16 protein-coding genes are annotated in these 23,096 nt (G+C 49.9%); 11 read left to right on the top strand and 5 right to left on the bottom strand.

Annotated features, from left to right (window positions below; genetic code table 11):
* Positions 1–383: 383 nt before the first annotated feature.
* The 11 genes from GO003_RS07815 (at position 384) to GO003_RS07765 (ending at position 14,304) form a co-directional block, all read left to right on the top strand.
* On the top strand, positions 384–1,640 hold the full coding sequence (locus tag GO003_RS07815) for a TolC family protein (protein ID WP_159653614.1): 1,257 nt from the start codon (positions 384–386) through the stop codon (positions 1,638–1,640).
* Complete coding sequence (locus GO003_RS07810; protein ID WP_159653616.1) at positions 1,637–2,821, top strand: efflux RND transporter periplasmic adaptor subunit; 1,185 nt, start codon at positions 1,637–1,639, stop codon at positions 2,819–2,821. The genes GO003_RS07815 and GO003_RS07810 overlap by 4 nt, the downstream gene beginning before the upstream one ends.
* Complete coding sequence (locus tag GO003_RS07805; protein WP_159653618.1) at positions 2,821–5,877, top strand: efflux RND transporter permease subunit; 3,057 nt, start codon at positions 2,821–2,823, stop codon at positions 5,875–5,877. The genes GO003_RS07810 and GO003_RS07805 overlap by 1 nt, the downstream gene beginning before the upstream one ends.
* Before the next feature lie 2 nt (positions 5,878–5,879).
* On the top strand, positions 5,880–6,185 hold the full coding sequence (locus GO003_RS07800) for a DUF3240 family protein (protein ID WP_159653620.1): 306 nt from the start codon (positions 5,880–5,882) through the stop codon (positions 6,183–6,185).
* A 322-nt stretch (positions 6,186–6,507) separates the two neighbouring features.
* Positions 6,508–8,922 carry an EcoAI/FtnUII family type I restriction enzme subunit R gene (gene hsdR, locus GO003_RS26385; protein ID WP_159653622.1) on the top strand — a complete coding sequence of 805 codons (2,415 nt, stop codon included), beginning with the start codon at positions 6,508–6,510 and terminating at the stop codon, positions 8,920–8,922.
* 39 nt (positions 8,923–8,961) lie between these two features.
* Complete coding sequence (locus tag GO003_RS07790) at positions 8,962–10,713, top strand: class I SAM-dependent DNA methyltransferase (RefSeq protein WP_159653624.1); 1,752 nt, start codon at positions 8,962–8,964, stop codon at positions 10,711–10,713.
* The gene (locus GO003_RS07785; RefSeq protein ID WP_159653626.1) at positions 10,710–11,759 is read left to right on the top strand and encodes a PDDEXK nuclease domain-containing protein; all 1,050 of its coding nucleotides are present in this window, start codon (positions 10,710–10,712) and stop codon (positions 11,757–11,759) included. The genes GO003_RS07790 and GO003_RS07785 overlap by 4 nt, the downstream gene beginning before the upstream one ends.
* Positions 11,759–13,522 (top strand): restriction endonuclease subunit S, encoded by a 1,764-nt coding sequence (locus GO003_RS07780; protein WP_206444598.1) that lies wholly within the window; start codon positions 11,759–11,761, stop codon positions 13,520–13,522. The genes GO003_RS07785 and GO003_RS07780 overlap by 1 nt, the downstream gene beginning before the upstream one ends.
* An 8-nt stretch (positions 13,523–13,530) precedes the next feature.
* Entirely contained in the window at positions 13,531–13,740 is a 210-nt protein-coding gene (locus GO003_RS07775; protein WP_206444599.1) for a hypothetical protein, read from the top strand.
* A 10-nt stretch (positions 13,741–13,750) separates the two neighbouring features.
* The gene (locus GO003_RS07770; RefSeq protein ID WP_159653628.1) at positions 13,751–14,113 is read left to right on the top strand and encodes a hypothetical protein; all 363 of its coding nucleotides are present in this window, start codon (positions 13,751–13,753) and stop codon (positions 14,111–14,113) included.
* Positions 14,110–14,304 carry a hypothetical protein gene (locus tag GO003_RS07765; RefSeq protein ID WP_159653630.1) on the top strand — a complete coding sequence of 65 codons (195 nt, stop codon included), beginning with the start codon at positions 14,110–14,112 and terminating at the stop codon, positions 14,302–14,304. The genes GO003_RS07770 and GO003_RS07765 overlap by 4 nt, the downstream gene beginning before the upstream one ends.
* Before the next feature lie 644 nt (positions 14,305–14,948).
* Here GO003_RS07765 and GO003_RS07760 read toward each other — a convergent pair.
* The 5 genes from GO003_RS07760 to GO003_RS07740 all read right to left on the bottom strand — a co-directional run bounded on the left by GO003_RS07760 (position 14,949) and on the right by GO003_RS07740 (position 22,796).
* Entirely contained in the window at positions 14,949–15,650 is a 702-nt protein-coding gene (locus GO003_RS07760; RefSeq protein WP_159653632.1) for a zinc ribbon domain-containing protein, read from the bottom strand.
* A 191-nt stretch (positions 15,651–15,841) separates the two neighbouring features.
* Positions 15,842–18,454: a tetratricopeptide repeat-containing protein gene (locus tag GO003_RS07755; RefSeq protein WP_159653634.1), complete on the bottom strand. Its 2,613-nt coding sequence runs from the start codon at positions 18,452–18,454 to the stop codon at positions 15,842–15,844.
* Between the two features lie 225 nt (positions 18,455–18,679).
* Positions 18,680–20,413: a LytR C-terminal domain-containing protein gene (locus GO003_RS07750; protein ID WP_159653636.1), complete on the bottom strand. Its 1,734-nt coding sequence runs from the start codon at positions 20,411–20,413 to the stop codon at positions 18,680–18,682.
* Positions 20,410–21,813 carry a toll/interleukin-1 receptor domain-containing protein gene (locus GO003_RS07745; RefSeq protein WP_231088865.1) on the bottom strand — a complete coding sequence of 468 codons (1,404 nt, stop codon included), beginning with the start codon at positions 21,811–21,813 and terminating at the stop codon, positions 20,410–20,412. Before GO003_RS07745 ends, GO003_RS07750 begins: the two co-directional genes overlap by 4 nt.
* Before the next feature lie 290 nt (positions 21,814–22,103).
* Positions 22,104–22,796: a hypothetical protein gene (locus tag GO003_RS07740; RefSeq protein WP_231088864.1), complete on the bottom strand. Its 693-nt coding sequence runs from the start codon at positions 22,794–22,796 to the stop codon at positions 22,104–22,106.
* Positions 22,797–23,096: the final 300 nt, after the last annotated feature.

The raw sequence follows: 23,096 nt of genomic DNA, 5'->3' as shown, positions 1-23,096 counted from the left end.
TCTAATGACTGTCTTATTAATCTTAAAATAGTCGTAATTATTCGGTGCATCACCTTAGTTTTGTTGCTCCACGAACTAGTAGTACGTTTCAATAAAAAATTTACATTGTTTAGAAAGTTGATCAAGTCTGATATTACCTGCAAAACATGAGCTAATGCAAACTAATGGCGATTCTCTTATCGTAAGCATTATGATGAAACGAACTACTAGTTACGAATAATGATTTAATCAACGAAAAACAGTACTCCTAACGGGTCGAAAATACGCCCGGTTTCCAGATGGAGTAAAAACACGATTGTATTAAACGACACACCTCATTTCAGTGCGTCATTCGAAGAGTGTCTTTTGTGCATTTCGTGACCTAACCGCTTTTGGAGTTAACTATGTTTGCCCTCAACCTGTTGAGAGCCGGATTGCTGATTAGCCTGCAGACCACTGCCCTGTTGGGACACGCGGAATCGCTAACCAGCCCCGGACATCACGATCCAATCGAAGTGGATACCGGTTTGACATTAAGCCAGGTTATTGATGCCACGATGGAGAATTACCCCGACGCGTCATGGCTCAATGCTTTGGAAGAAGAATCTGCCGCCATTGCCGAGCGTAGCCAAAGCTGGACAGCCGGGGCTGCAAGCGCAGGTCTGGCATTCCAGGAAGCAACCAGCGGCACGCTGCATATTCTGGATGCGGCAGTCCAGGTACCTTTATGGAATCCGGGTCAACGCGACGCAGAACAGGCACTGGCAAAACAAGCGGGAAACAGCGCGCAATCCCAAAAATCGGCGGTCAAACTCAGAATTGCCGGCCTGATCAGAGCCGCCCTCTGGGACATAGAATTGGCCAACATCAAATTCAATCAGGCTAAAACGGACAAAGAGGTCACCCAGGCCTTACTGGATAAAGTCCGGCAACGTTATGAATTGGGCGATTTAGCCCGATCCGATCTGTTGCTGGCCCAAAGCGAATTGCTGCAAAAACAATCCTCGCTGACCCTCGCGGAAGCGGAAATCATGCACGCCCGAAAACGCTATATCAGTATTACCCAAAGCTCTAAAATTCCCGCTCGCTATCAGGAATCCTTATCGGAACTGACTGAAATCAAACAAAACCATCCGAACCTGGTGGCTGTAAACAGTCAAATTGACCGCAAACAAGCCGAACTGGAAGCCATCCGGCGGGTCGGCTCGGGCCAAACACAATTGGCGGTGGGCATTAACAGCGACCGGGGCAACAACGACCCTCGCAGTAATGACACAGAAAGTTTCAATATCGGCGTCTCCGTCCCCTTTGGCGGCAGCGCTCATATGGCACCCCAGATTGCCGCAGTGAACGTGGAATTGAATCAACTGATTACCCAACGCGACCAGCTCTATCGAGACCTGGAGCTGGCGCATCATGAGGCAGAACATGCTTTGGAAGTTAACCGGGCCGAACAGGATAATGCCAACCAGCTCAAAAAACTGGCCGAAGAACATTTAGAAATGACAGAACTCAGCTTTTCGGCCGGTGAAATCAATCTGATGGATTTGCTTAAAATCCAGGCGCGCACCCAACAATCCATCCTCTATGCCAACGAACGCGCGGTCATGCTCCAGCGCGACATTGCCCTTTATAACCAGGCGGTAGGAGTATTGCCATGAAATTAGTTAAAACCTTTACTCTGACCTTAAGCCTGATCGCGATGAACAGCGTTGCCGATGAAATAGCGCCTGGACCGGAAACAGTACCTGAAACAAACGCAGCGGCCGTCAGCGCACCGGCTCCATTACCGGAAACCGGCAAAGAAACCCGACAGATTGAAATTTCCGAAGCTCAAATTCTGGCGCTGGGCATCAAAACAGGTGAGTTAACAAAGGTTCAGGAAATTCCTCTGCTGCAAGCTGCGGCCAAAGCCATTATTCCGCCTAACAAAGAAAATTGGGTCAGCGCGGCTCAAGGTGGACTGATAACCAAAATTGCAGTCGCGATAGGCGACAAAGTCAGCCAAGGTCAATTACTGGCGCAAATTAACAGCCCGGAATTATTGAACCTGCAACGGCAATATCTTAAAGCGGGCAATGAACTGCGTCTGGCCGAATCCGTTTTTCAGCGTGACAAAAAGATGGCTGACAGCGGCATCATCGCGAACAGCCGTTTGCAAGAATCACGCAGCCGCTATGACTCGTTAAGCGCCGAAACCAATGAAGCCCGGCAACTGCTGCGCTTAACCGGCATGACCGAGGCCGCTATCAAACAACTGGAAACAACCCGGCAACTGAACAGCGTACTGAATGTGGTATCCCCTATTTCAGGCGTCGTACTCGAAAGTAAAAGCGTCACCGGCAGCCGGGTTGATAATCAGACCGCCTTATTCCATTTAGCCGACCTCACCGAACTGTGGTTAGAACTGAGTATTCCGCAGGAGAAAATTAACACGATTCATTTGGGTGACAAAGTCACTATCACTGACTCGGAGGTGACGGCCAAGATAAGCCTGTTGGGTCAGAGCGTCAATGATCAGAACCAGACCATAACGGCCCGCGCAGTCATTCAGTCACCCCAGAACGAAGTCCGTCCCGGCCAAAGTTTACAGGTGAATGTGATCAAAGTGCTTGAACAAGCGGCTTTCAAGCTGCCTAATGAAGCGATTGCACAACACCAGGATCAGGCGTTTATATTCATCAAAAATGAGCAAGGCTTTTTGGTTTCCCCCGCTCAGATCATAGGCAGGCAGGAGAGCGAATCTTTTATCAGCAGTAATTTACCGGCTCAATCTGTTGTCGCGCTAAGCGGTGCAGCCGCTCTTAAAGCCAATTGGCTGGGCTTGGGGGATGCAGACTGATGATCAACCTGATTCGTTTTGCCCTCTCACAGCGCATCATGATGCTGTTGTTGATGGTAGCGCTAGCGGGAGGCGGCTATTATGCCGTCAGCAATATTCCCATCGATGCCTTTCCTGAGGTGTCTCCGACGCAAGTCAAGATCATTGTCAAATCACCCGGCATGACGCCGGAAGAAATCGAAAGCCGGATCACCGCGCCGATTGAAGTCGAATTACTGGGCATACCGCATCAAACCATGCTGCGCTCCATCGCCAAGTATGCGATGACCGACATCACGCTGGATTTTGAAGAAGGCACCGATATTTTCTGGGCGCGTCAGCAAGTTGCCGAACGCTTGAATACTGTTTGGGGTGAATTGCCCTCGGGCATTGAGGGTGGTATTGCGCCAATGACCACTCCTTTGGGCGAGATGTTCATGTTTTCCGTCGAAGGCGGCGATCTCAGTTTGATGGAACGGCGCAGTTTACTGGACTGGGTTATCCGGCCGGCGTTGAGAACCGTGCCCGGCGTTGCCGATGTCAATTCATTGGGCGGTCTGGTCAGAAGCTTTGAAGTAGTACCCGATAACACCCGCATGTCAGCCAGGCATATCGGTATCGATCAATTAATCAACGCCCTGGAACACAATAACCGTAATGATGGCGCCGGTCGTCTCTCGGAAGGTGAAGAGGCTCTGATAGTCCGCGCCGAAGGCCGCATCAAAACCCAGGAAGATATTCGTAACATTGTGGTCAGCGACGACCAGGGAACCCCGATCAGAGTCGGCGACATCGCAGAAATACGGACCGGCTCAATGACCCGCTATGGCGCTGTCAGTAAAAACGGCAAAGGCGAATCGGTTACCGGCCTGGTCTTGAGCCTGCGCGGCGCCAACGCCCAGCAAACCATCAATCTGATTGAGCAGAAACTGGACGATATCAGTTCCGCATTTCCGGAGGGGGTTCATATCGACGTATTCTACAATCGCGGCGATTTGGTCGGTAAAGCCGTTCATACCGTCATCAAGGCACTGGTAGAAGCCATCGTACTGGTCGTTATTCTGCTGCTGTTATTTCTGGGAAATTTACGCGCGGCACTTACTGTTGCGCTGGCCCTGCCTTTGGCGGCACTGGTGACATTTATCCTGATGCGAGGCATGGATATGTCCGCCAATTTGATGAGTCTGGGCGGCTTGGCTATTGCAATCGGCATGCTGGTGGATGCAGCGGTAGTGGTGGTCGAAAATATCATTACTCATTTGGCCCATCAAGAAAAAGCCTCACGCCTGCCTAAATTACACGTCATCTACAGAGCCACCCGGGAAGTTGCCGCACCTGTCATTTCGGGTATTTTAATTATCATCATCGTCTTTTTACCGTTGCTGACCCTACAAGGTCTGGAAGGCAAATTATTCAGACCGGTAGCATTGACCATCGTCTTCGCGCTAAGCGGCTCGTTATTATTGTCATTAAGCATCATTCCGGTGCTGGCTTCTTACCTGCTAAAAAAAATATCACACGAAGAACCTTGGCTGCCCAGACAATTGATCCGGCTTTACCGGCCCATGCTGGGATGGTGCATGATCAATGCTAAAAAACTCTTTAGCGGCGTTGGCATTTTATTGGTCATCACCGTTTTCATCTTCAGCCAGATAGGCAGTACCTTTATGCCGACGCTGGATGAAGGCGATATCATCATTCAATTGGAAAAACTGCCGTCCATCACGCTAGACCAGTCGGTTAAGCTGGACGGTAAAGTGCAACAGAATATTCTTAAAAATGTTCCAGAAGTCGTCAAAATAATCTCCCGCGTCGGCTCGGATGAGTTAGGTCTGGACCCGATGGGCCTCAACGAAACCGATACCTTCCTCGTCTTAAAACCCAAGGAAGAATGGCGCATGGACAGCAAGGAAGCCTTGATTGACGAAATACGTAAAGTCATGGCCGGAACGCCGGGCATTGCTTATGGCTTTACACAACCCATTGAAATGCGCGTTTCCGAAATGCTGACCGGTACCCGCGGCGATCTGGCCGTCAAATTATTCGGCAGTGATCTGGCTCTTCTGAATGAAAAAGCCCAGGAAATAGTTACTCTACTTAAAAATATCTCCGGATCCACCGATGTCTTTGCCAAACAAAACGAAGGCATGCAGTTTTTATCGGTTGAAATGGACAGTTTAGCCTTGGGTCGTCTGGGTCTAAACGGCGATAGCCTGCAAACGCTGCTCCGTTCTCAGATAGAAGGATTAAATCTCGGCATCGTGCAAGAAGGCATCAAACGGACGCCCTTGATTTTACGCGGCACCAGCTCATCAGCTGATTTTGAAAGTCTGCAGATCACGCTGCCCAGTGGCGAAAAAGTACCCATCACAGCTGTTGCGCATTTAAAGCGCATCGAAGGCGTGGTGTCTGTTGAACGGGAACGAGGGCAACGCTTTGTCGTGATTCGCAGCAACGTGGACAACCGGGATCTGGTCGGTTTTGTTGATGAGGCGCGCCGCACGATTGCCGAAAAGGTGAAACTGCCGGCCGGCTATTTTGTAGAGTTCGGCGGCCAATTTGAAAATCAGCAACGCGCTGCTGCCAGGTTGACCATTGTTATCCCCGTGGCCCTGGGTTTGATTTTCCTGTTACTCTTCTCGACCTTCGGCTCAGTAAGACAGGCCACGCTGGTTTTATCCAATATTCCGCTGGCCATGATCGGCGGCGTATTTGGCTTATGGTTATCGGGCGAATATCTCTCAGTACCCGCCTCGGTAGGTTTTATTGCCTTACTGGGTATTGCCGTCCTGAATGGCGTGGTCATGGTCAGCTACTTCAACCAGTTGCGCGCGACCGGCATGGCTATAGAAGATGTCGTCATTACCGGCTCGATACGCAGACTGCGCCCGGTCATGATGACTGCCAGCATAGCTGCTTTCGGTCTAATTCCTTTGCTATTTGCAACAGGTCCGGGGTCTGAAATTCAACGGCCATTGGCAATCGTCGTGATAGGCGGCCTGGTTTCATCGACCTTTCTGACCTTGTTTCTATTACCTATTTTATTCAAACTATTTGGTCAACCCAAGGAAGCCTGATCATGAGCAAAAATGAATTTATGGTGACGCTAAGCGTACCCCCCAGTATTGAGGAAGCGATTGTCGATTGCCTTTTGGAGATTGAATCCGAGCTGGGTTTTATCAGCTTTCCGGTCAGCGCACATGATCACCGGAATGAAGGACTATCTCCAGCCGAACAGGTCACCGGCCGGCAACGCAAGATCCGTTTTCAGATGTACCTGGATCAGGCGGGGCTAACGGCGCTCATCGCCCGGCTCAAAGCCGAATTCAAGGGAGCCGGCATCGGCTATCGGGTTATACCGGTAATTGATGGCGGTGTGATTTGATTTATTTGAAAACGTCATGTTTAATCCCGCTGAAGTTTCCCGGTTTTTGTAGGGTTGCCCAGGCTTGTTAGATAACTTTGTTTGCATTAATGGTTGCCGTCGTTCCTTAAGGCCAAGCATAATGGGAGTGTGTTTTTGAAATTATTGGGAAAGTCATGGTGGCGACTGGTTGGGTAGTTAAGCGACAGCCCATCCACCTTGAACTGCATTTGCCGGGGTGATGCCTAGTCTTCATGAACGATAGATTGATAATTTTTATGATTATGGACAATAGGCAAAATTACCGATTATCGTGGGTTCGCTTAAATCTAAGGAAAGAGGCGTGGACAAACTAACCCTCAGCGAGCGTGATATCTGCACCAAATTTATCACACCAGCGATCCAGCAAGCAGGCTGGCAGCAGCATCAATTTCGTGAAGAAGTGCAACTCACTGATGGCAGGGTCATGGTGCGTGGCAAACTGGCGGCACGGATCAAAAATCCCGAGGTCAAGGGCGGACCAAAACGAGCAGACTACGTGCTGTATGCAAAACCCAATCTTCCCATAGCGGTTGTAGAAGCCAAACAAGCTAAATTTTCAGTAGGGCATGGCATGCAGCAGGCTCTGGCTTATGCTGAATTACTGGATGCCCCGTTTGCCATCAGCAGTAACGGCAACGGGTTTTTGCTCCACGATCGCACGGGACTCACTCAGCCCGTGGAGCGAGAATTTGCCCTGGATCAGTTTCCCAACCAACATGAGTTATGGTCTGTATATCAACAGTGGAAAGGGCTTGCTAACCCTGCGGCCGTCAAACTGCTCGAACAACCTTTTCATAGCGACGGCAGCGGTCGTGAGCCACGTTATTACCAACGCGTTGCCATCAATCGAGTGATAGAAGCTATTGCAAAAGGCCAGCAACGGGCGTTGTTGGTGATGGCCACTGGCACCGGAAAAACCTACACCGCGTTTCAAATCATCTGGCGTTTGTGGAAGGCCAAAGCCAAAAAGCGCATTTTATTTCTCGCCGATCGTAACATCCTGGTCGATCAGACCATGCAGCAAGACTTCGCGCCCTTCGGCGAAAACATGCACAAAATCGGTAATCGGGAGGTCAAGAAAAACTACGAAATTTATCTCGCCCTCTACCAGGCCGTTACTGGTAAGGAAGAATGGAAACAAATTTACCGGCAGTTTCCGGCCGATTTTTTCGATCTGATAGTCGTAGACGAATGCCATCGTGGTAGCGCCGCTGATGACTCGGCTTGGCGTGAAGTCCTGGACTATTTCACAGCCGCTACTCACCTGGGCTTAACCGCCACACCAAAAGAAACCAAGGACGTCAGTAACACTCACTACTTCGGCGAGCCGATCTACACCTATTCGCTCAAGCAAGGCATAGAAGACGGTTTTCTTGCTCCTTACAAAGTCATCCGTATCGTTACCGATGCCGATGCCCTGGGCTACACGCCGGAAAAAGGCAAAATCGACAAAAATGGACAGGTCGTTGAACAGCGCCAATACAACACCAAGGATTTTGACCGCAATCTGGTTCTGGAAAAACGCACCAAGCTGGTTGCCGGCAGGATATGGGAATACCTGAAAAATACCGACCCAAAAGCGAAGACTATCGTCTTCTGCGACGATCAGGATCATGCCGAGCGTATGCGTCAGGAACTGGTCAAACTGATTCCCGCCGCTGCCAGCAATCGGCGCTACGTGGTACGTATCACTGGTGACGACAATGAAGGTAAAGCGCAATTGTCTTATTTCATCGATAACGACGAGCCTTTTCCGGTCATCGCCACCACCTCCAAGCTATTGAGCACCGGTGTCGATGCCAAAACCTGCAAATTGATCGCCATCGATCAAACCATCAATTCCATGACCGAGTTCAAGCAGATCATCGGGCGTGGCACCCGTCTGCGCGAGGATTACCACAAACTTTACTTCACCATCATGGACTTTAAGGGCGCGACTCGGTTGTTTGCCGACCCGGACTTCGATGGTGATCCCGTGGTTATTTACGAACCCAAACCTGACGAGCCTGTGGTTCCGCCAGACCCGCCGTCCACCCTTACCGAACCGACGCCCCCAACCTACGTGCCCGGCGAGGAAGAACCCGGCGTTGGCGGCGGAACCGGCGGCGAGGGCCGCATCAAATACGTGCTGGGCGACATCGAAGTACAGGTAGCCGTTGAGCGTTCGCAATATCTGGACGCCGACGGCAAACTGATTACCGAGGACTATCGTGTTTTGCTCAAGGAAGACATCAAAAAATCCCTGCAAGCACAATTCGGTTCCTTGACAAACTTTCTGCGCCGCTGGTCGGAAGCCGAGCGCAAGCAGGCTATCCTGGAAGAACTTAAAGATCTCGGTATTCCGCTGGAAGTCTTGCAGCAAGCCGTCAGCAATGGCGAAGAACTGGATGCGTTCGACCTGGTTGCGCATGTGGCATTTAACCAAAAACCTTTGACTCGCCGTGAACGCGCCAATCAAGTCAAAAAACGCGACGTGTTTTCCAAGTATGGCGATCAAGCCCGTGCTGTGCTCAATGCCTTGCTGGATAAATTCGCCGATCACGGCATTCAAGATATCGAAGACAGCAAAGTACTGGAACTGCCGCCATTCGACCAAATCGGCACCAAAACCCAAATTCGCCGCGGCATTTTTGGCAGCGCGGAAAATTTTGCGCTTGCCGTCCATGAACTGGAAAATGCGCTGTATCAAGAAGCCACACAACAAAAGTCGGCCTGAGCCATTGCCGCCGACGCACAACAACATAAACACTTAAACATGAATCTAAGCAGTACCATCAAATCCATCCAGGACATCATGCGCAAGGACGACGGCGTCGACGGCGACGCGCAGCGTATCGGCCAATTGACCTGGATGCTGTTTCTCAAAGTATTCGACCAACGCGAAGAAGAATGGGAAGACGACGATAACGACTACCAATCGCCGTTGCCGGAAAATCTCCGTTGGCGCAATTGGGCTGCCTATAAATCCGATGAACAAGGCAAGAAAAAACCGCAAATCCAGGCCAGCGAACTGATCGCTTTCGTCAACAACCAGCTGTTTCCCACACTGAAGGAAATAGACGCGGCGGACGGCCCCACCCAAAAAGTCATCAAGCAGGTTTTCGAGGATTCCAACAATTACATGAAATCCGGCCCGCAAATGCTGGCCGTGATTGAAAAGCTGGAAGAAGCCATCAACTTCCACGACTTCAAAGCCCGTATCCACTTGGGCGATGTCTACGAGCAACTGCTCAGCGACCTGCGCGGTGCCGGTAATGCCGGTGAGTTCTACACGCCTAGGGCCATCACACAGTTCATGGTGCAAACGCTCAATCCCAATCTGGCAAAGCGCGAAACCGTGCTCGATCCGGCCTGCGGCACCGGTGGCTTTTTATCCGCCGCCATCGACCATTTTCTTCGCCAACTGAGCGATAAATCGGGTTCCGACGATAAACGCGCCATTGAGGATCTGATCCGCGGCATGGAGAAAAAGCAGCTGCCACATCTGCTGTGTACCACCAACATGTTGCTGCATGGTATTGAAGTACCCAGCCAAATTGAACGTCGCAACACCCTGGGTAGGGCTTGGAACGACTGGAACGCCAACGAAAAAGTCGATTGTCTGGTCACTAACCCACCGTTTGGTGGCTACGAAGACGACGGCGTGGGTTCCGATTATCCCGGCGATTTGAAAACCCGCGAAACCGCCGACATGTTCATGGCCCTGATCATCAAAAAGCTGCTGAAGGAAGACGGCCGCGCCGCCGTGGTATTGCCGGACGGCTTTATGTTCGGCGATGGCATCAAGGGCAAACTCAAAGAACTGCTGCTAAGCGAGTGCAACCTGCATACCGTGATTCGCCTGCCCAAAGGCGTGTTTGCGCCGTACACCACCATCAAAACCAATCTGCTGTTTTTCAACAAAGGCAAGCCGACCGAAACCATCTGGTTTTACGAACATCCGTATCCGTCTGGTTACAAAAGCTATTCCAAAACCAAACCGATCCGCCTGGAAGAATTCGAGGCCGAAAAAGCCTGGTGGGGCAAGGAAGACAACGACTTCGCCGACCGGATGGAAAGCGAGCTGGCCTGGAAAGTCGACTTTAAAACCTTGAAACAGCAAGCCGAAGCGGCCGCCAAGCCGCATTGGGACAAGTCCGAGGACTTGAACAATCAAGCGGCTGCGCTGGAAAACCAAGTCAGGGATTTGCGCACCTCGCTGACCGGCATCAACGATGCCGAGTATCGCAAAAAAGTGGAAGAACAAATGGCCGGCTTGCGCGAACAAGCCGATACTTTGCGTTTGGCTGCCCGCGATGCCCAGGCCGCCGGCGATCGTCTGTACTGGCCGATCTATAATCTGGACATGAAAAATCCCAATGCCGCAGTGGAAGAAAGCCACGATCCCGACGTACTGCTGGACAAATATAAAACCCTGCTCGGCGAGATAGAGGAAACCGAAAATCTTTTAAAAAGCGAACTGGCCGCCGCGTTGGCGCATCACTTTACCGCCGAGGCGGAAGCATGAAACCCATCGACCATCCAGACTCGCAAGCCCTGTTGACCGATATTCGCCAACTGATAGGCCAAAGCCGCGCGCAGCTGGCTATCGCCGTCAACAGCGCGTTGACCCTGCTGTACTGGCATATCGGCCAGCGCATCCGGCGCGAAGTGCTCAATGGCGAGCGCGCCGAATACGGCGAACAAATCGTTATTAGCTTGGCCAAGCAACTGGAAACCGACTACGGGCGCGGCTTTTCCAGCAAAAACCTGCGTCATATGCTGCGCTTTGCCGAGGTATTTCCAACCGAAGAGATTGTCTACGCACTGAGTAGACAATTAAGCTGGACCCATCTGCGCAGCCTGATTTACATCGACGACCCGCTGAAACGCGAATTCTATATAGAAATGTGCCGAGCCGAACGTTGGAGCACCCGTACCCTCCAAGGTCGGCTGGACTCCATGCTGTTCGAACGCACCGCACTATCACGCCAGCCCGATGAAGTATTGACCGCCGAACTGGCCGCGTTGCGAGAGACCGGTGACATCACCCCCGCCCTAGTGCTGAAAGACCCTTATGTGCTCGACTTTCTGGGCCTGCAAGACCGTTACCTGGAAAAAGACCTGGAAGACGCCATCCTGCGCGAACTGGAAAACTTCCTGCTGGAATTGGGCGCCGGTTTTACCTTTGTCGCCCGGCAAAAACGCTTGCAGATCGACAACGACGACTTCTACATCGACCTCTTGTTTTACAACCGCCGCTTGAAACGTCTGGTCGCCATCGACCTGAAACTGGGCGACTTCAAAGCCGCCGACAAAGGCCAGATGGAGCTATACCTGCGTTGGCTGGCGAAATATGAACAGGAACCCGGCGAAGCCTCGCCGCTGGGCATTATTCTCTGTAGCGGCAAGAAGCAGGAACAAATCGAACTGCTGGAGCTGGACCAGACCGGCATCCACGTTGCCGAATATCTGACCGAACTGCCGCCTAAGGCCGTGTTGCAACAAAAATTGCACGACGCGATAACACGCTCGCGTCAGCGACTGGATAACAATAACGGGAGCGAAGCCTGATGGATGCTAAGCAGTTTTTGGCTGAGTTTGGACATATTGCTAATGCGCCGGGAGGAGTGGCGCGGCTGCGCGAAATGGTATTAGCCCTCGCAGTACAGGGCAAATTGCTCGCACAAGACCCCACTGATTCACTAGAGAATGAGTTACTCAAAGGCATTTCATCGGGCAACCACGACGTATTAAGAAATAGCAAATCAAAACTTCCGAAAACTCTAACAACGATCAGTCCAAATGAAATGCCTTTCGAAAAACCTCAGGGTTGGGAATGGGCGCGCCTTGGTGATATAGCTGAAATTGAGCGTGGAGGATCGCCCCGGCCAATTGATGATTTTTTAACCAATGATCCAGATGGATTGAACTGGATAAAAATTGGAGACACTGTCAAAGGTTCTAAATTCATCACTTCGACGAGAGAAAAAATAAAGAAAGAGGGTTTAGTTAAAACTCGCATGGTTTATCCGGGCGACTTTTTATTAACAAACTCAATGAGTTTTGGCCGTCCATACATCACAACCATAGAAGGATGTATTCATGACGGATGGTTAAGGATTCACCCACCATCATGTCTTGAAAAGGACTACCTATATCACTTACTTTCATCGCCGATTGTCGCCAATTTCTTTCTGAAGGCAGCTGCTGGTGCAGTCGTACAAAACTTAAATGCGGATAAGGTTCGTGAATTGCCAATTCCGTTACCACCACTTGCCGAACAATCCCGTATCGTCACCAAAGTCGATGAGCTGATGGCCTTGTGCGACAAGCTGGAACTCCAGCAGCAACAGCGCCGCAACCTGCAAAACAATCTGCGCCAGTCCACCCTGCAAGCCGTCGGCGCTTCCACCAGTCCGCACGAATTGCAACTTGCCTGGACCTTCCTCGAAGAAAACTTCAGCAGGCTGTTTCAGGTGCCGGAGGACATCAATGAGTTTATTGCTAATCTCAAGGATTTAGCGGTTTTAGGCTTGTTAGCAAAAGTAACAAGCGACCAGTCCGATTTAACGGAAATCATCTCTGCTTGTTCTACGTTACGGTCAGAATACGTTTCTTCAGGATTGATGAGAAAGCAAAAACTCATCCTAAATGTCGAACACGTCGAATTAAACTACCCGGAACATTGGGCTGTTATACCTTTTGACGAGGTTGCAGTCGTCATAGGTGGCGTAACCAAAGGTCGCGACTTGCGAGGCAAGGATGTGGTTACTTGTCCGTATTTGTCTGTGGCGAATGTCCAGCGAGGTTTTTTTAAGTTGGATCAGCTGAAGACCATTCAGATAACCAAAGCAGAATTAACGAAATATCAAGTTTTGGAAGGCGATTTACTGATTACGGAAGGTGGCGACTGGGATAAGGTTGGGCGAACGGCGATTTGGAAGGGCGGTATCGACAACTGTCTACATCAAAATCATGTTTTTAAAGCTAGGGTTCCCTCCGAACGGTTGTTAAACGAATGGGTTGAACTGATCTTTAACTCAGGTATCGGTCGAAATTACTTTGCCGGTGCGTCAAAACAAACGACCAATCTGGCATCTATTAACATGACCCAGTTGCGAAGTTTTCCTTTGCCAATACCGCCATTAGCCGAACAACGCAACATTCTGAAAAATCTGGACGTAATGACAGCTTTTTGCCAGTCATGGCGAAACCAGCTTGAACATAAGCAAAAGTTGGCCGCGCTTTTCGCTACAGCAGTTACTTCAAGTTTTACCGGCATCACTACCGAACCCGAGGAGAACGAACCCTTGAAAGCCCCAAAACCGAACTGATAGCCTCGTTGCGCCTGGGTACACCACCCAGCACCAAGGAACAAGCGCCACTGGCCGCGATACTCGCTCATCAAAAAGGCGAAATGGCCGCCAAGGATTTATGGCAACGCTTCGGCGGCGAAATCGATGCCTTTTATGCCCAGCTCAAGCTGGAAGTCGACAAAGGCTGGATACAGGAACCCGAAATGGCCAAAATGCGCCAACTGGAGACAACCTGATGCCGACCTGTTGGATCATCGCCGGGCCGAACGGTATACCCTTATACCGTCCGTCACCCCGGCATGGATTGCCGGGGTCCAGGCTGCATGGATAGCTCGAAACCTGCCATCCATGGCACTGGATACCCGCTTCCCGGAGGGTATGACGACATTTGTGTATAACGATTTGCCGAACGGGGCGGGTAAAACCACCTTTGCACAGGACTATTTGCCCAGGACCGCACATTGCCGACATTTTATTAACGCCGACCAAACCCGTTGTTTTATGAATCATGGCGACCGTCCCGAGTTGGTGTTTCGGCAACAGGCCGGCCAGCGTGAAATTTATCATTCCGAATTTTTCGAGTTGTTACAACAGGAGGCTCTGCAATGAGCGCACTCATACCCCCGACGCCAGATCAGGACTCGCAATCCATGCTCGATTGCTTGCGGCAAACCGTGACGATGACCTTGGAGGGTAAACGGCGCTTAGGGCAGTACGTCGTGATATGGAAGAACAATATGCCTGTTGTAGTCGGTGACGACGCGCCAATCGAACTGCTGGAAGCTAATCAACAAAGGTAGCTCTCTGCATGCATCTGCAACGCATAAAATCGGCGCATTCAAAAACCTTAAGGCAGTTTGGCAACGATATTTTGGAAGGCGATCCGCGCTTTGGTATGGGCATGGCATGTCGTTAGCAAGTTCATAGACAAATTATGACAAGTGGCCCTGGGCGTCTATTGACGCATGAACCATTAACGGAAACGCGTAGAAAGGTTTGAACAAAGGCTTCACGTTTGATTGAGCAATACCAAAAGCCAAAAGTTAACTTCTCCAGATAAGAGATATGAGCAGGCCCGATGCCGAGCTGTCGTCGGTTGCCAAGTGGTGCGTGTTATTGCGAAACGATCCGCAGTTGGCTAAGTTGTTGTCATGATCAATCCTGTTTTACGGGAGACAAACACCGTCTACTTTGCCCTATAGGACTATTGTTTTTCCTATACCAGCCCCTACCATCCCCCTGAGCGGAACAACAAAATAAAGGTGATGCACCGTGTAGGTTGCGATTGGCGATAGCCAACCTAACATTTCAAGCGGGCGAGTAGTTACGCGAAAAGCATGTAACCAAACCTGCGTTGAATAATTACAAAAAAACCAAGTGACTCATCGATACCGTTTTGACACTGAAATGCAGAAGTAAAATTCCGCGTATCCGCTACACAAACTCATTCACCATCAAAAAACACCTCAGTGTCCTTGCTGTCACCGGGATTGGTCGTTGCGCCGCACTGCCAGCAATACTTTTGATCCGGTGCCAGCGATGCGCCACAATGAATGCACGTCAGCGGTTCAACTGTTTTTTCTCCGCATTGGCTGCAAAACTTTGCTGATTTAGACAGCCGGTGACCGCATGAAGGGCATGGACTGGTAATAACCGCCATGACTTTCGCCAACGGATTACGAAACCTTTGTACTGCCTCCATCAAATAGGGAGCGGATTGGTAAGCTTTGAAGATCAGCCACCCGCTGGCGGCTAAAATCAGCAGGATGGCCGCGACAAAAAAGATCTTTTTGCCGGTCGAAGCTACAAACGGCCCTATCACTTGCCAGAGCAATCCCTGAGCGATGATGACAATCACTAAAATGGTTAGCGGTTTCCCAATATTGCGAACAAACGAACGAGCTCTGCCGTCCTCAACAATCGCAGCGATCGCATGTTCAGCAAAACGATAAAACAGAATCAAGGCCGTCATTTTTGTTGCAAACACAACGCAATCAGCCGCCATCAGTTTATGGGCCAATTTTATTTCAGTCATAACGGGTAAGAGACTGATTAACAACCCAACCGGCAACACTATCAGGATGGTAATCAGGTATTGTGCCGCCCGGCGGCAATCAGTTCCTGCTTTATATGAGACGGTTTTCATAGCCACACCTCCACGTTAAAACAAAATTAAGATGATGCAGCGCGTAGGTTGGGTTGGCGGGTAAAACCTAATTCAATCTACGCTGAAAATTACATCAAATTTAACAAAGCGCCGTCATGCCCATAGGGAAGCGCGGCATCCAGAGCCATGGATGGTCAGCTATCCGTCTCAAAGCTCAAACAACAGCCTCGCTATTTTTTGCCCAAATCAAGCAAGCGAACCAAACGTCCCCGGGCTAAAAACAACGGATCAAAAATAGCCAGATGCAACTTGGCCATGGCATAGCCTGTGAGTGCAATGGCAAACTTGATGACCCAGCTTCGTGCTTCTTCCTTCGGGTTTAACCACTTTAAAGCCGGAAAAAACAAAGCGGCGACAAAACCCAGCAAAGCAATCATGGCCTTGCCTACCGAGATAGAAAAAAGCGTGTTATCCCATTGAGAAATTACCATTTTAATCGATAGCCACGCGATCAAAACGAAGGCAGCACCCGATACTATTTTAAGCCAGGGTATCAATTGCCAGGCTTTAAAGAATAATTCACTGCCAACGCTTAATTGCAGTTCCAGATCTTTTCTTTTTTCTGACGCTTGCTCACCGGCTTCCTCAGCCAGAACATCTTTCAGTTTCAGGAATTCCCAGTCTCTTTGCTGTTCGGCATAAACCTTAAAATCCCCCCAAGTACCCGGTTTACCCTCATTTTTATGCTGCTGATCCAAGTCTTTTAATTGCTTGTCAGCCATCAAATAACCGCTGGCCATCAGCGCATAGGCTTCCACTTCGGTAAATGAATCCAGATCAGTACGCAGGCCTGCAATTTTCTTTTGCAAGTCCTTTGCAATGCCGTATGAGGTTACTTTAGATGTAGGAATATCAGGCTTGCGGTCCTGGCATCCTATCCAATCCAAAGGTTTGGGATCCAGTTCTTTTTGGGTATGAATAAAAAATACGCCCTGCAGTGATCGGCTATCAAGCCGTACTTGTAAATCCTGGTACTGAGATTCGCGAACCCTGTCCTGCAGCACGGAAACCGTGCGCAGTAAAACGCCGCCAGGATCTTCCGCAGGATCATAAGAGTCGGCCATTTGACCGCTGGCGTCGCTGCATAAAATCAGCGTACATCCTTCCGCGATTAAGCCTTGTACGCCCTGATTATCATAGACGCCGCCATCGACCAGCTTGACGGTGCGGTCTTCATAAAGCTTATCTAAAACCAAGGGTTCGAACAAACCGGGAACACAAGAAGAAGCGGCCGCCGCAGAACCCACCCGGAATTTTTTCAAATGCTCGGGCGCCTGATAATAATAAAGCCGCCGGAACCGCTCGTTGCTGTCTACATCGATCAAACCGGGCGGTTCGCCCATCCAGGCTGCAGTAAAGAACCAGTTGTGCCCGGAATTAAGCGACGTCGTATTTAACAACAACACCGGCACTTTGGCTACTCGCCGCCAGTTATGGGCGTTGGGCTTAAAACTGTCGCCCTGGAATCGACCTTGCACCGGCTTTACCAGCAAGTCAGGCATGGTCCTCGGCTGGTCACCTTTTCCGTCAGCAACCTTGGAATAAAGATTCCTTTCATATAATTCGCCCAATTTATGACTGCGTGAATAGCTGTTGGAAAATAGCATCCTCACATTGTCGGCAAAATTGCCAAAGGCGCGCATCCTGATATTGGTTTCGACGCCTTTGAGAAAATCATTTTGCAGTTTTTCAACGATATCCAGATAATCGTTCCGGCTCAATTTTTTTGGCGAATTTTCGAAAAGTTTCTGCACTTCCAGATAATACTGCACCCCCAAAATACTGCCGCCCGATACGGTAGACAAGACATCGACTCCGCGCAAAGCATCGACTTCGGCGAGCCGGGCCATGACTCCCAAATGGAAAAACGAGGCACGGAAACCCCCGCCGGATAAAGCCAGCCCAACTTTGCCGCGATGACACACCAAAGCTTCAGCCGTTTCATCACCCAGTAAATGCTGCAACGTTTGCCATGCTTCATGCCAGTCTTCAGGGTTTTGCGTTTCATCAGGAGCATCGATGTGTTGTTCCCGGGCGATCCCTACCCATTGCCGAAAGGTGGTTTGCAACTCCCACTCTTCGACACTGACTGACTGAGTCTTATCCAGCCATTGTGCGGCTTCGGCGTAAAGTCCCATGCCAAAGCAGGCTTCACCCAACGTCACTAAAAACCAGTAGTGACCGGCCAGTTCAGGATTTTTTTGCAAACAGGATAATAGTTGCTCGCGAACCTTGTTCCGCAGATCCTTAGCTTCTTTGCGAAACTTCGGCGCTTCTTTGGATTTTAAGCCGCTTCTGGTTTCCAGGCTTTCCGCACGCGCCGCCAGTAAATCCAGCAAATACGCGGCATTGATACCGCCATAACCCATGTCTTGCTCGGGATTTCGTTCGAAAGCCGCTCGATAAAAAGCCAGACTCTCGTAGAGAAACTCAAGTTGACCGTCAAACTCCCACATTCTCTTGTAAATGGCTCCGCCCAATGCCAGCGTTTCGGAATTTTTATTGTCCGCTCTGCGCAGTCCTATAGAATCCAGCAATTTCAGCGCCGTTTTAAGCCGGGTTTTTGGATAGAGTTCTTCATCTTTATAGGTACATAGCGCCAGTTGCTGTGTGATCCAGACTTCATCCGGGTATTCCCTGAGCGCTTTTTCAAGCAAATCACGCGCATCACCGAAATTTTGTTTGCCTTTATAGTCTTTGACCCTTAATTTTATTTCTTGAAGATCGGGTAGTTTCTCGCGATCAGATCCGGTTTGAGCGTTTATTTCATTTGAATTAGCCATTACATCCCCCTCATTTATTATTATGTTTCCTGGTAACTCTTCAGCGCGACGGACTGTTGTGCTTCGCTCTGATTGTACCCATCGTAGATCGAAATTCGGCACCGGGGTGCCCGTCAAAGGACGCCTTAAAACCATCCATGCTGGCAAAGCCTTTGCCGAACAACCCGTTGCCTCCTTAGGCACTGCCGAAATTTGAAGTGCGAAAGGTATAGTAACGTTTTCTGATTACTTAAACGCATCCGTAGCGAACCAGATTTCATATTGCCCCGGTGGTATCGCTTTTGAATTTTCAAAACCGGCAATGTATTTGGTGGTCACGTTCGGAATTTTTTGTTGCAGCAACACATCGGCAATAGCCTGAGCCTCCCCTGCTTCATTATTTCTGAAATACCTCACCTCCGTCGTTGAGGGCCCCGTTGCCAGTGTTTCTATGCCCGGCACCTTGTAATACCGGTCCACCAATAATTTCTGAATTTGACTGGCGGCTTGACGCTGGCTGTCATTTCGAATCTGCACATAAATAAGGGCCCCTTTTTTTATGCTGACAGGCCGGTCAGGCGGAGCAATCGTCTGATTTAATGGCACCAGGAGCTGATCGCGTGAACGTTTTGCAATGGCTTCGGCCGTCTGGATGATTAACTCGGTCTTGGTTGAGCCTTCCCAGTGTTGCCAGCCGCTAAACGACACAACCACAAATATGGCGGCTAATGCCAACAGCCAGGCGCGCTTTATTTCCTTTTTAACACGTCGGCGTTCTTTGGCCTTACGCACCACGGAAACCAGACGATCATGAATCAATTCCACTCGCGGTGTACCCAGTTGCTGATCGATTCGTAGCAACCGGTGCCGGTCGGTCAACTCGGTCAATTGTTTTTGGTTCAGCAAACCTTCGTCTAAAGCCAACTGAACGGGGTAACTGCTGCGATAACGGTCACCTTGAATTAACCGGGTTTCAATGAATTCAGCGACGGAACGGTGCATTGAGGCAAGCGCATTGGCGTAATAGCTCTCCAGAATTTCCTGACCTTCGTTACGCAGCAACTCCGCATCGATACACGGTGATTTTTTTACTTGCCGGCGCACATTTAACTGATAGCAGCACAAACTCAGTAAAACCGGCTCAATTGTAGAGTCTCCATCGGTCTTTGATTTATCAAGGTTGCCGACAAAATCAACGATTTCTTCAGCCGCACCCTCCGCCAGAATGGCTGCTCCCGACTGAGACACGGCGCGAATAGCGCGTTCTCTGGATAGGGGTTTTAACTGGCACCAGCTTTTGAGTAACGAAGGAACATCACGCTCCCAGTTTTTCAGTGCCGGCAAAAAGTCCTCACGAAAAGAAAGCACGACCCGGTAATGTTGCGTGAGTAAATCCAGTTTTTCGATCAACAGCTTGTCGAGATTCTGCTCGGCAAAATGAGCCGGTAATTTATTTTCTATCAAGTCGGCTAAGCCATGGCATAAAACCTGAGGCTCTGATAAATCCGGATTGGCTCCTGCAAAAACTTCTTCAAACTGATCAAAAACAAAAACCGGAGTCAATAATTGATTATCCGTACTCCAGATTTCCAGATCGCGCCGGTGCAGATAACACCAAAGATTTTCCCCTGCGGTAAAATCGGGACAGTCGGCTTTTGCGGACTTCAAGGCTTCCTGAAACCAATAGGCGGCCTGATCAAGGAAAGGCATCGCTTCCACATTGGCCTTATTCAGCCGGATATAAACCGGTAAAAAATGCTCCTGACGTAATTTGGGGAACAAACCCGCTTGCAATAATGAGCTTTTACCTAACCCGGACTTTCCGTACAGCACGGTCAACGGTGATAAACGGATTAATCGCAACAATTCCTGCGTCTCTTCTTCCCTGCCATAAAAGAAATGACGGGCGGTTTCATCATAAGTGGCCAATCCGGGCCAGGGATTTTGCGCATTCAACTGTAAACTCTGATGAGGCATCATGGTTTTTCTCCGCGGCGCAACTCGCGTATCAACTTGGTCAAATGTTGACGCGTGCGGGCATCGGCCAACCCTCCCGGCGCATGGCCGAAATCGATGGAGCCCGACCACTCTTGGGGTACGCGTTGATATCCTTGCGGGTTGTAGTCTTCATCGAGAATAACGGGGACGATAAATTCACGGCCGCTGATGCCTTTACTTCTGTCGATGGCGGCATTCCATTCACGGTAAAAGAATTTTTCGTCAAAGCGATCGGCAGCCGATGAAATCAGCGGTAAAAAGTAACGGCAGGTGCGAATTCCGTCATAGATCAGTTTTTGAAAGTCGCCGCCGGGCTCTATTGCCGTCCGGTCAAACCAGATTTCATTGTCGGACAATCCTTGTTCACGCAGGGTTTGATACAGCTTTTCCGCTGCAGGTAAATCCGTGGCACGCGAGTAACTGATAAAAAACGCTACACTTGCTGGATCGGGAAATTGAACGCGATTATCAGTGCCGGATGAAGGGGACGATGGCGTGTTTCTGGCCGACCAGCGGGCATACAATTCATCAACAAAGGCTTGTGGAGTGAGTTCGGTAATGATTTCAGTTTCCCGGCTGAAACCTTGCAAAAACAACGTCAATTCCGGCTGATTTTGCCCGTCATCCACCAGCCAGGCCCGGGTTTTCTTATCTGAAAGCCGGGTTTGATTGGTTAAGCGCAACAAAAATCGGCTGAACCAATCCGGGAAGTTCGTAGCGAGAAACAACAAGCCGCGTTGCTGCAACTCACCCAAAAAGCGAAGCGGCACATTGCTGCCCCGTGACAGCAGGTTATGCGTGTATTCCAGTGTATCTTCATCATGAATCGCAAATACCGGCGTCGATTGCATCTTTCCGAACAGATACAGCAAATTGACTTCACCCGGTTTCTTTAGCCAGTCAATCGTCAGATCGCCGGCTTCACTGGTGGGCAAATTCGGCGAATGCACTATTTCAATGACGGCGCTTCTTTTACGCAAAGCCTGAGCCAGTAATGTGTCCGGCGTCAAGGTCACCAGCAATCGAAACGAGGTGATGGCCGCAATCTTTTCAATTGCAGCGGGTAATTTAAAGCCGGGGTCATTGCGCACCGCTTCCAGTGCATCGGCAATATCGCCATAAAGATCTTGAAGATTGACGGTCGGTTTGAGCAGCGTGACGACTTCGTGCAGTTCTCTATGTGGCGTCAGCTTGGCAGGCGCATTTATGCCATAAAGAGCCAACAGGTGCTTGGCGATACGCTGCTGTAGCGTCTGAACCTGGTCTTGATCTTGCCAGACCAATAACTGGGAACCGATAACCGGCACGACCTGGCCTTCTTCGATGGCTTTCAGCAAGCGATTCCAAAAGCGATCGTCAAGATGATTTAATTTTTCCGCCACAATGGCCCCCTCAAGGGTTGCTATGAAAGTGCGCGATCAATACGAGAGTACTTTCATTTTTGGGGTAATGAAAGCATTTTGATACTATTCAGGTTATCAAATTAAAGCAGCACAGAACCCAAACGCATCTGTAATTACTCAGAGTAGATTGGGTTGCCTGCTTTTCGCAACCCAACAATTAAAACCCTGGCCTTTAAATGTTGGGTTGGCTATCGCCAACCGCAACCTACAGGGTGCACCACCTTTGCCTGGTTGTTCCGCTGAATAGTTACATGCATCTTTAACCTGCTTCACCACAATTTGCGAGTATCCAACCAATAGACTTGCCCCTTGCTCGATTTTACCTCATTCACCATATGCGCAGTCCCTCCCGGATCATTGCTGCCCGCACCATTCCACAAGCAGATAAACCGGACTTTATCGACGCCATAAGCCAGCGCACTATCCAGTAACCAGAGGTTGCAGCGTTCGTAAGGATCCATATTTTCAGGAAGTGCACCTAATTCGGCAGGTGCGGATTTGGTATGAACATGAGGTTTAATGTTCAAATAGCGCTCTTTCCAGCGAGTGCCGCCGGTAATAACCGATTTTTGAATGAACGTCGGTTCATCGAACGGTTGCAGCAGGATGAGCTTGACGCCCCGTGTCAAACAGGCCTCGGCAAACAGGATATCACCGCCGTTGGCACCCTGGGTTAAAGCCAAATCTTCCGGACCTGCGGACAGGCTCTCCAGAATTTCGGCAATTTTTTGGGCGGCAATGCCTTCCTTGTCGGCAGGAAAACGGGGCGTTGGCCGGTCAGGCGCGTCAATCATATGCCCGCTGAATAACAATACTTGCCGGGGACTCCAGCCGTTTTCGGATTTTTTAACGCCAGGCAGGCTCTCGACCGAACTTTCAATGTCGACTTTGATGTTGGTCATGGTTTCGTTAGTTTTTTGACTGGAGCCAAACGGAATGGCCGCAAAAATAGGTCGCTTCACCGGTTCTCCATCATGCCGCTGGCATATCAGTTGACTGGTTTTATAGAGTATTCGGAATTGTATCTTGAAAAGTTAAAGTTTGACAGAATGGAAAAAACTCATTGCTTGATGAATCCAATGAAAAGTCACCCTTACTCCTGCATTCAAAAGGTGATGACGCTCCGTTAATTACGGGCTTAATAGGATGTGCCGACGTAAGGAGGCGCATCGCTCGAGTACCAAACACAGCATGGCAGAATACCGACGTTTTTACCTACCAAAAGCCCTATGGTTTTTCACCGTCAATCTTGCCGAACGAAA

The organism is Methylicorpusculum oleiharenae (assembly GCF_009828925.2).
Classification (GTDB): Bacteria; Pseudomonadota; Gammaproteobacteria; order Methylococcales; family Methylomonadaceae; genus Methylicorpusculum; species Methylicorpusculum oleiharenae.
Note: the sequence above shows the minus strand (reverse complement) of the source record. Positions and strands in the feature narration are given on the sequence as shown.